General features: G+C 53.2%; 8 protein-coding genes and 2 pseudogenes. 2 read left to right on the top strand and 8 right to left on the bottom strand.

What is annotated here, in order from left to right; all coding sequences use genetic code 11:
- Positions 1-142: pseudogene (locus tag ACT3TY_RS17610) on the bottom strand (LysE family translocator); the annotation flags it as partial.
- A gap of 146 nt (positions 143-288) precedes the next feature.
- Between ACT3TY_RS17610 and ACT3TY_RS17605 the strand changes: the two are divergent.
- Both ACT3TY_RS17605 and ACT3TY_RS17600 read left to right on the top strand, forming a co-directional pair.
- Entirely contained in the window at positions 289-1,146 is an 858-nt protein-coding gene (locus ACT3TY_RS17605; protein ID WP_444629060.1) for a bifunctional transcriptional activator/DNA repair enzyme AdaA, read from the top strand.
- Positions 1,147-1,164: 18 nt separating this feature from the next.
- Positions 1,165-1,677 carry an O-acetyl-ADP-ribose deacetylase gene (locus tag ACT3TY_RS17600; protein WP_444629059.1) on the top strand — a complete coding sequence of 171 codons (513 nt, stop codon included), beginning with the start codon at positions 1,165-1,167 and terminating at the stop codon, positions 1,675-1,677.
- On the opposite strand, the gene ACT3TY_RS17595 is transcribed toward ACT3TY_RS17600, so the two are convergent.
- From ACT3TY_RS17595 to ACT3TY_RS17565, 7 genes and pseudogenes are all read right to left on the bottom strand, one after another.
- Positions 1,658-2,488: a phosphodiesterase gene (locus tag ACT3TY_RS17595; protein WP_444629058.1), complete on the bottom strand. Its 831-nt coding sequence runs from the start codon at positions 2,486-2,488 to the stop codon at positions 1,658-1,660. The genes ACT3TY_RS17600 and ACT3TY_RS17595 overlap by 20 nt on opposite strands.
- Positions 2,481-3,572 carry an ABC transporter ATP-binding protein gene (locus ACT3TY_RS17590; RefSeq protein WP_444629057.1) on the bottom strand — a complete coding sequence of 364 codons (1,092 nt, stop codon included), beginning with the start codon at positions 3,570-3,572 and terminating at the stop codon, positions 2,481-2,483. The genes ACT3TY_RS17595 and ACT3TY_RS17590 overlap by 8 nt, the downstream gene beginning before the upstream one ends.
- A 53-nt stretch (positions 3,573-3,625) precedes the next feature.
- Positions 3,626-4,414 carry an ABC transporter permease gene (locus tag ACT3TY_RS17585; protein ID WP_444629056.1) on the bottom strand — a complete coding sequence of 263 codons (789 nt, stop codon included), beginning with the start codon at positions 4,412-4,414 and terminating at the stop codon, positions 3,626-3,628.
- Positions 4,411-5,301, bottom strand: a complete 891-nt coding sequence (locus tag ACT3TY_RS17580) for an ABC transporter permease (RefSeq protein ID WP_444629055.1) — start codon at positions 5,299-5,301, stop codon at positions 4,411-4,413. The genes ACT3TY_RS17585 and ACT3TY_RS17580 overlap by 4 nt, the downstream gene beginning before the upstream one ends.
- A 2-nt stretch (positions 5,302-5,303) precedes the next feature.
- Positions 5,304-6,320, bottom strand: coding sequence for an ABC transporter substrate-binding protein (locus tag ACT3TY_RS17575; RefSeq protein WP_444629054.1), 1,017 nt, complete (start codon positions 6,318-6,320; stop codon positions 5,304-5,306).
- On the bottom strand, positions 6,317-7,354 hold the full coding sequence (locus ACT3TY_RS17570) for a substrate-binding domain-containing protein (RefSeq protein ID WP_444629053.1): 1,038 nt from the start codon (positions 7,352-7,354) through the stop codon (positions 6,317-6,319). The genes ACT3TY_RS17575 and ACT3TY_RS17570 overlap by 4 nt, the downstream gene beginning before the upstream one ends.
- A gap of 224 nt (positions 7,355-7,578) precedes the next feature.
- A pseudogene (locus ACT3TY_RS17565) lies at positions 7,579-8,148 on the bottom strand (glutaminase); the annotation flags it as partial.
- Positions 8,149-8,211: the final 63 nt, after the last annotated feature.

The following is an 8,211-nucleotide window of genomic DNA, read 5'->3' as shown; positions in this document are numbered from 1 at the left end:
GTGTGGCTCCTGTCACAAAGATTAACCCTTTAACCATAGGGTAGTGGGTGCCGCTACTGAGGCATATCAAATTGACGGGGCCAGGAGAAATGGATGCGGCAAGGGCAAAGGCTGACATGGGTAGTAATAGCGAAATGCACATTGTGATCCTCCTAAGCAGTGAGGGGAGTGTGCGATGATGTGGCGACGGCGTATTGTATAAAATTGATATGCGCAAGATTCGGGTCGGCAGGCCGCTAGGGAGCGCTTAAGCTAGGAGAGCTTCGGTATCACACAGAGGAACCGACAATGGATGATTATGCGCGTATCGAAAAGGCGATGGTCTACATGGTCGAGCGGGCGGTATTGCAACCCAGTTTGGAAGAGGTTGCGGCTCATGTGCATTTAAGTGCCTACCATTTTCAGCGTCTGTTCTGCCGCTATGCAGGTATTTCGCCCAAGCGCTTTTTGCAAGCCCTCACCCTGGAGCGAGGTAAGCAATTATTAAAAGAGCCGCGGGCATTACTGGATGTTGCCCATGAGCTTGGGCTGAGCGGTGGCTCTCGGCTTTATGATCACTTTGTGCAGTTAGAAGCGGTGACGCCTGGAGAGCATAAACGTCAAGGGGAGGGCGTCTGTATCGAGTACGGCGTGCATGCAACGCCCTTGGGCAGCGTGCTGGTAGCGGTGACTCCGCGCGGCGTTTGCCGTATGGGCTTTGTGGATGCCACGAGCACCGATGAACTGCTGGCACGGCTTGCCAAGGAGTGGCCGCGAAGCACGCTCAATCATCACCCAGCGGCGACGGCGTATGTGGTTGATGCGCTATTGGCAACTTCTAAAACAAAACCTGGTACGTTATCGCTTCACGTGACCGGTACCAATTTCCAAGTCGCAGTATGGCGAGCACTACTCACCATTCCTGAAGGCCAGCTGGCAAGCTATACGCATATTGCTCAAGCGTTGGGCATGCCTAAATCGTCGCGAGCCGTAGGCAATGCGGTGGGTGCTAACCCAATTGCGTTATGGATTCCTTGCCACCGTGTTATCCAGCAAAGCGGGGCGTTAGGTGGCTACCGTTGGGGCGTCGCTAAAAAGCAGATGGTGCAGGCCTGGGAGCTGGCGCACTTAACACCGGAAGTGGAGCCGCTCGGTGCATCTAAATAGCCAACAAGGAGGTTTTAAATGAACATTACCGCGATACAAGCCGATATCACTACGCTTCATGTTGATGCCATTGTTAACGCGGCTAACACCTCATTACTGGGTGGCGGAGGCGTAGATGGCGCCATTCACCGTGCGGCCGGACCGGAACTGCTTAACACCTGTCGAACGCTGGGTGGCTGCGCCACTGGCGATGCAAAACTGACCGAAGGCTTTAAACTGCCAGCACGTACTATCATCCATACCGTTGGCCCTGTATGGCACGGCGGAACACGCGGCGAAGCTAAATTATTGGCGTCTTGCTATCAGCGCTGCTTGGCTCTGGCTGAATCGGTAAACGCACGCTCGGTAGCATTTCCGAGCATCAGTACCGGCGTATACCGTTATCCTATTGAAGCAGCTGCACGGATTGCTGTCTCAACGGTGAGCGAGGCACTAAAGCAGGGCTCTACCGTTGAGACGGTGACGTTTTGCTGCTTTTCTGCCGGGGATTTAGCGGTGTATGAAGCGTGTATTAGTCAATTAGACCGTTAGCGTCGTAAAACGGATAAGGGCCCGGGTACTGTTTAATAAAACCTTGGTGCGTCACCATGCCTGCCTCTGCTGACCATTGATGTAGTAAATACCCTGGCGGCTCTAATTGGAAACGGGAAGGGCCGTCTGGGGTTAGATCCAGGCTGACATAATGCGAAACTCCAGGGCAGCTGATGGCTAACGTATTTCCAAAGCGTGCCTGAATAGTGCGGTGTACATGCCCGCAAAGCACGCGTTCAACCTGGGCATGCTTGTTAATTATCTCGGCCAGCGCGTGGGGCTGCTTAAGAGGCTGGCGGTCCATATGATCAATGCCACTGATAAATGGATGATGATGGAGCATCACCAGCGTTGGGGTTTGCGGCTGTTCGGCCAGGGTTTTATCCAGCCAGCACAGGCTTTCCTCGCTTAGCTCTCCGTAAGGCTCGCCTGGCACGGAGGAGTCGAGCCCTACTAGTCGTACTGGGTAGTCATCAATTACCCACTGTAAATAATGAGCGTCTTGAAAGAGATAGTCATGCTCGGGAAAAGCAGCACGCAAGTGCTCGCGGTCATCATGATTGCCGGGGATCAGATAAACCGGCAGCGTTAGCTCCGCCAAAATCTGTTTAAACGTCGCGTACTCATCGGGGTGGCCAAAGTCGACCAGGTCACCGCTAATGAGTACCAAGTCGGGGCGTGGCATTAGCTGATTGAGCGTTTGAATGGCTTGGCGTAGAGCATCGGCAGTATCCACTTGACGATAGGAAAGGCGCCCGCCAGCTTTGATATGCGGGTCACTGATTTGAGCGATAAGACAAGATTTACCCATTGGCCTGCTCCTTGGCGCTTGTGGCGGCTAGTTTTGAATGACTTAGCTCTGGATGAAAAAGCGCTTGCGAGGGCAGGTTCAAACCAATAGCGGCGCCGGTGGGCCAAAGCTGGCGCGATGATGCCTTAACCTGAATCGGTGTAGCGCCACCTGTATCAACCATTAACTGCTGAGACTGCCCTAGAAAAATACTTTGTAGAATGCGGCCTTTTACTTGGGCATCCGCTAGAGCGACCACCTCGATATCCTCTGGACGACAGTAAACGCTTGGTGCCTCTTGTAGGTGAGGCGCGGTCAATTCACCGCCTTGCACCGTGAGGTGACCATCAGCCCCTTTTCCGATGACTTCCAAGCGATTCACCGCGCCGATAAAGTCGGCCACAAACGCATTGGCGGGCTGGTGATAAATCTCTTGGGGCGTACCCAATTGTGCAATTCTCCCGGTTTGCATCACTGCGATACGGTCTCCCAAGGCCATCGCCTCGTCTTGATCATGGGTCACATAAACCGCGGTTGTGCCCAGCTCGCGCAGCAGCTGGCCGATTTCCAGGCGCAGCCGGTCGCGCAACTTGGCATCCAGGGCCGCAAGGGGTTCATCAAATAGCAGCACTTTGGGGCGAACGGCAATGGCGCGCGCTAGGGCAACGCGCTGTTTTTGCCCACCTGACAAGGCATCAATACGCCGCTCGCCAAAGCCTTCCAGATCCACCATGCGCATGACCTCGGCCAGCCGTTGCTCAATCTCAGAACGGGGCAAGCGCTGTATTTTCAGACCGTAGGCAATGTTGTCGGCAACACTCATATTGGGAAATAGGGCGTAGTTTTGAAACACCATGCCGACATCGCGCTTTTCAATAGGCAGGGCAGTCACATCCTGTTCGCCAAATTGGACGCGACCGCCCTTATCCGGGCTTTCAAGGCCGCTGATGATGCGCAGTGTAGTAGTTTTGCCACATCCAGACGGCCCAAGTAACACTAAGGTTTCTCCTGCGTTAATGTGGAGATCTAGCGGTTGCAGGGCCTTGTGGTTACCTGAAAAAGTACGGCTGCATTGGGTTAGGGTGATGCTGACGGATGAACTCATATCGATCTCGGGGTTATCTCTTGGCGACGGGGCGAGTTAGATGTTCTGGTTGCTTAACGGCGTGGGCTGGAAAGCCGCCCGGCCCATTGAATAGCCACCAGCAGTGGGACAATCATCACTAGAAAAATCAGCGTGTAGGCCGATCCCACTTCAAGGCGCATGGAGGCATAGCTATCGGCTAGGCCTACCGGAAGGGTTTTAGTAAGCGGGGTATGCAGCATCCAGGTAATGTTGAACTCACCAATTGATAGGGTGACGACCATCAACGCGCCCGCCAAAATACCGCTAAGACAGTTGGGAATCACCACCGCAAAAAAGCGTTGTCGGAAGTTGGCTCCTAGGCTTGCTGCCGCTTCTTCAAGCAGCGGTAGACGCGCGGTTTGCATAACAGAAAGCACGGCTCGCACCATAAATGGCAGAGTGAAAAGTACATGGCCTACCAAAATGAATAGCCAGCTTCCACGAAATTCCCGGTAGCTACCGTAGGCAAGTAGTAAAGCGAGGGCAGTGGCAAGGCCTGGCACGGCCACCGGTAGCAGGAGCAGTTCCTCAATCGCATTGGCCCAGCGGCGGCGGCTGCGTAGCAAACCATAAGCCGCGGGCACGCCAATCAACGTTGTAATCACCAAACAGGCCAGCGCCAGCTTGATAGAAAGCCAGATTGTGTTGGAGTAAAGCTGCCATACCTCACTTACCCAGCGCAGCGTCAAACCGCTTTTAAGGCCAACAAAGTAGTTCTCGGTTAGCCCAGCCATGACGGACATGGCCACGGGGATGATCATGAAGAGGCAAACCAGCAGAGTGAAACTCAGCTGTAGGAAGAATCTGATACGTGGATTCATACGGGGGCTCCTACATTGCCGCCCGCCAACTTGCGGGCCAGACTTAATGCGACCCAGGTAATAAGCCCAAGCACAACAGATAGCGCGGCTGCCATGGCGAAGTTGGCGTAGTTGGTAAATTCGCCATAAATATCGAGAGGTAAAATGCTCAGTCGCGTGCCGAGCGTGAAAGCGGTACCAAATGCCCCCATGCTGGTCGCAAAGCAGATAGCGCCGGTCGAAAGTAAAGCGGGCGCAATACCCGGCACAATGACATCTTTAGTAACTTGCCATGAGTTTGCCCCCAGCGAACGGGCAGCCTCTTCAAGACTTCGGTCTGAATTTTCACAAGCCGCCATCACCGTGGTGATGACGCGTGGAATGGAAAAATAGAGATAGCCTATAAAGAGCCCAGCAAGTGAATAAGCGAACATCCAGCGCTCATCGAATAACCACAGGCTTAATTGAGCCAAAGCCCCCTGACGACCACCCAGCATAATCACTAAAAAGCCGACTACCACGCCTGGAAAGGCAAGTGGGAAGGTGAGAGTCGCGACCAATACCGATTTACCTATAAAACGGTGGCGTGCCAAAAAAAAACCGGCTATGCCTGCGATGCCTACAGCAACAAGTGAGACGGTAAAGGAGATTGTGACGGTGGTGACGAGGCTAATTAAGTACTGTCGATGGGTAAGAATGGTGAGATAAGCACTGATACCACTACTACGATCGGCTTCAGCGCCCATTAGAATCAAACGAGAAAACGGCAGTAGCCAAAAAGCGAAAAATACGGCTAGTGCTGGCGCTAAGGCGAATACTGCAATGAAGTTTTTACGTTTCGGGGTTTGGCTTATTGCTCGGGTGGCTGAATAAGCAGCCCCTAGGGGCTGCTTGGATATGACTGCCATGATTAACGAACCTCCGAAAGATACCGCTCGGAGAAGCTGCGCTGGGCATTGGCCATGGCGTCATAATCTACCGTGACGGCGCGGGCGTAATCACTATCGGGCAGAAAGACTTCACGGGCCTCTGCTGAGATAGCCTCTTCGCGTACCGGGCGTAGATATGCATCTGCCCATACCGCTTGGCCTTGATCGGAAAGTACGAAATCAAGCACTTGACGGCCGTTTTCCGGGTTAGGGCTATCTTTCACCAAGCTCATGACGTAGGGCACAACGACGCTGCCTTCTTCAGGAATCACAAAGTCAACGTTGGCACCATCGCTATAGCGGGCACGGTAAGCGTTAAAGTCGTAATCCAGTAGAATCGGAATTTCACCGGAAAGCACGCGGGCGTAGCTGGTTTGTTTAGGAACGATGGGAGCGTTATCGGAGAGTTGGTTGAAGTAGTCGATGGCGGGGGTGAAGTCGTCAAGGTCGCCGCCCAGCGCCAAGTTAACCGCGGTTGCACCTACATAACCCACAAAAGCGCTGGCGGGATCAAGATAGCCCACCATGCCCCGGTACTCAGGTTTTAGCAGGTCTGCCCAGGAGGTAGGAACGGGGGCGCCATCCAAGGCATCGACATTAACCATAAAGCCAAGCGTGCCTGAGTGAATGGCAAACCAGTTACCGTCAGGGTCTTTAAGGCCCTCAGGTATTTCATCCCAATGGGCTGGCTGGTAAGGCTCAACCACGTCGGCTTCCATCGCCTGGATACCAAACGTCACTCCGTAGTAGACCACATCAGCAACAGGGCTATTGGCTTCTGCCACTAGCTGTGCCAGTGACTGGCCGGAGTTTTTATTATCTTGTGGCACCCTGATGCCGGTTTCCTGCTCAATCAGGCGTAGCTGTGTGCCCCAGTCTGCCCACTCGGGCGGGCAGTTGTAGCAAATAGCATTATCACTGTTTTGAGCCATCACGCTACTTGAAGCGCTGATCAGCGTAGTGGCCAATAGCGCTTGATATAGATGCTTAACGTTCATGTGATACTCCTCGATGAAATACCTGGTGGGGTCTTTCTGGTTGTCGGAGCTCCGACACTTTCGCCCTTTCGTAATACATAGGGCAGGGGGGTAAGAACGGGTCTTTCACCCCGAATCATGTTCAACATCGTGTGAATGGCTGCACGACCAATATCCGCACGGGGTTGCTCAATGGTGCAAAGCGAGGGATAGAGATGTTTTCCCAGGGCAATGCCGTCAAACCCCATAACGGATAGTTCGCTAGGTACCGAAAGCCCGGCTCGTTGAAGTTCGCCTATCAAACTGATAGCGAGTAGGTCATTGGTACAAATCAGCGCACTGAGTCCATCGGTGCCGTGTAAATGCGGCGCTAGACTTTTCAGGTCTGCTTGGGTGTGACGGGGCATTTCAATGAGTGGATATGGGGGGAGCCCAGCCGTCTGCATGGCAAGGCGATAGCCTTCATAACGATGTTGCGCACGGTCGGATTGCAGTAATGGGCCGGCGACCATGCCAATTTGCTGGTGACCCAGCGAAATAAGGTAGTGGGTGGCGGCTTCGCTAGCGGCGTGATTATCAACGCCGACAGAGGGAAAACCGCTATTGCCGGGAGGGTTATAAACAAGCAGGCAGGGCGTAGTTTCTTGACGTAGCTGAGTAAGTACGGTGCTTTTATCAGCTTCAGCCACGGTTAGCACCAAGCCATCAACTCGCTGACGTAACATCTCTTCGACAATGTCGTTCTCGCGACTGGCATCGTATTCGCTCGTCGTAACAATAAGTGAATATCCGCAGTCCCGAGCGGTTACTTCCATGGCTTGAAGCTGTTCCGCAAATACCGGGTTATCAAGACTAGGTACCATGACGCCAATCATTTGCGTTGCTTGTAAGCGCAACTGCTGAGCCACTTTGTTAGGCCTAAATGCAAGCTGTTGAGCTGCATGGAAGACCTTTTCCCGCGTTGTGTCGCGTACTAAATCAGGGGTTGAAAAAGCGCGTGCGGCCGTTGCTCGAGAGACGCCGGCGAGTTTTGCCACGCTGAGTAAATCTGCCATGCCAGCACCTGTTATTGGTGAAATGAGATCGATCTCATTGGTTGGGTGTCAGCCTAGCGAGGGACTGTTACGAACTGATGTCGAGGAGATGTAAATTTGGCAAGAATTTGATGGCAGTTTTACCATCAGTAGGATGTTGTCTGGTTAGCAAGGTAGAAATATTTTAGTTTTTTTATTACTAACCAGATTGTGAGTGATGACTTGAAGGAGTAAAAACGATCAGATCAATGCCCAAACACTGACCAGCCGGTGCGTTGAGCAAACATTTCAAGTGCTTTCGTGCCCAGCAGGCTATTGCCATATTCATCCAGGCCTGGTGACCAGACAGCAATGGCGCCTTGCCCTGGGGCGATTGCCAGGATGCCGCCACCGACGCCACTTTTTCCTGGTAGCCCCACCCGAAAAGCAAATTCACCTGAGGCGTCGTAATGCCCGCACATCATCATCAACGAGTTAATACGCCGAGCCCGTTGAGGGGAGACGACGCGAATGTTGCTGGGCTGGTTAACGCCATCAGACGCCAAAAATAGCCCTGCGTGAGCAAGCTGTTGGCAGCTCATGGCAATGGCGCACTGGTGAAAATAGGTGCCCAGAACTTTATCGACATCGTGGCGCAGGCGGCCAAATGCTTTCATAAAGTGGGCAAGCGAGGCGTTGCGGTCACGGTGCGCCATTTCAGAAGCAGCGACAGTATGGTCAAAGCAGATGCTGTCGTCGTCCGCGATATAGCGCACAAAGCTTAGCAGTTCGGCAAGCGTTTCCTTGGGTTCATGACCCATCATGATGGCGTCAACTGATCTTACCCAGCAACAGTGGACACTCGTTTAAGCGATCATTCGGACTTCAAACGCCTCTGA

Source organism: Halomonas sp. AOP22-C1-8, from assembly GCF_052378905.1.
GTDB lineage: Bacteria > Pseudomonadota > Gammaproteobacteria > Pseudomonadales > Halomonadaceae > Vreelandella > Vreelandella citrativorans.
This window is presented reverse-complemented; position numbering and strand designations above follow the sequence as displayed.